This is a genomic window from Bradyrhizobium genosp. SA-3 (genome assembly GCF_004212635.1).
GTDB lineage: Bacteria > Pseudomonadota > Alphaproteobacteria > Rhizobiales > Xanthobacteraceae > Bradyrhizobium.
Genome location: NZ_PSRT01000309.1, coordinates 1 through 1358 on the forward strand (window position 1 = coordinate 1; position 1358 = coordinate 1358).

The window sequence follows — 1358 nt, forward strand, 5'->3', positions numbered from 1 at the left end:
CCCCTGGCGGACGCGGTGCCGGCGAGCCGCTCGATCTCGCCAACACCAGCCCCCGCTATCAGCAGCAGGCCGCTCCCCCGGCGGCGCTGCCCGGCTATCCGCCGGCCCAATCCGGCCATTCCGCGCCATCAGGCGGCGCTGGCCTGACGACGCTGCCGCCCTCGGCAACGCCACGCGACGAGTTCGACCTCGGCATCGGCTACATGCAGCGCAAGGACTATGCGCTCGCCGAGCAGACCATGAAGAATTTTGCGCAGAAATACCCGAGCGACCCGCTGCTCGGCGACGCGCAATACTGGCTCGGTGAGAGCTACTTCCAGCGCCAGCAATATCGCGACTCCGCGGAAGCGTTCCTCGCCGTCACCACCAAATACGAGAAATCGGCCAAGGCGCCGGATGCGCTGCTGCGGCTCGGCCAGTCGCTCGCCGCGCTGAAGGAGAAGGAGGCCGCCTGCGCCGCCTTCGGCGAGGTCGGCCGCAAATATCCGCGCGCCTCGGCCGGCGTCAGAGCCGCGGTCGATCGCGAGCAGAAGCGGGTGAAGTGCTAGAGAGTTAGGCGCGGCCGGCTGTCCGTGGGGCACCTCTCCCCCCTCCGGGAGAGGTGAAGGCGGCAACGTCTAGGGTCCTGACAATGCTGATGGTGCTGCGCTAAACATCGCAATCATCCGCTGACGATTGCTGGGCCGTCATGTCAGACGACGACAATTCTCCGATCTCGGCGCGCGAGGCGAGGCGGCTGTTCGCCGGCCTGAAAGCTGCGCCGGCGCTGGTGCTCGCGGTCTCCGGCGGGCCCGACTCGGTCGCGCTGATGTGGCTCGTGGCCCGCTGGCGGCGCAGTCTTGTGCGCGGCCCGCAACTCACCGTCGTCACCGTCGATCACGGCCTGCGTCCGGAAGCGGCCCGCGAGGCGCGCGAGGTCAAGCGTCTGGCAACCGAACTCGGACTGCCGCACCGGACCCTGCGCTGGCGTGGCGCAAAGCCGAAGACGGGGCTACCTGCCGCGGCGCGCGAGGCCCGCTACCGGCTGCTCGCACAGGCCGCGCGGGCCGTGGGCGCCAGCCACGTGCTGACGGCCCACACCCGCGACGACCAGGCCGAGACCCTGCTGATGCGAATACTCCGCGGCAGTGGACTTGCCGGGCTGTCGGCGATGGCCAGTGTCAGCGAGCGCGATGGCATCGTGCTGGCGCGTCCGCTGCTCGACGTCCCGAAGGCGCAGTTGATCGCGACCTTGAAGCGGGCGAAGGTCGGCTTTGCAGATGACCCCACCAACCGCGACACCGCCTTCACCCGGCCGCGGCTGCGCGCGCTGCTGCCACAGCTCGCGGCCGAAGGCGGCGATGCCCGCACGCTCGTGC

Annotated in this window: 2 protein-coding genes; both read left to right on the top strand. The window is 70.1% G+C overall.

Annotated elements, in window-relative coordinates:
* On the top strand, positions 1-548 hold a 548-nt coding region (gene ybgF, locus CWO91_RS42200; protein ID WP_130221173.1), incomplete at its 5' end, for a tol-pal system protein YbgF.
* 140 nt (positions 549-688) lie between these two features.
* The coding region (tilS, locus tag CWO91_RS42205; RefSeq protein WP_130221174.1) for a tRNA lysidine(34) synthetase TilS at positions 689-1358 on the top strand (670 nt) is incomplete at its 3' end.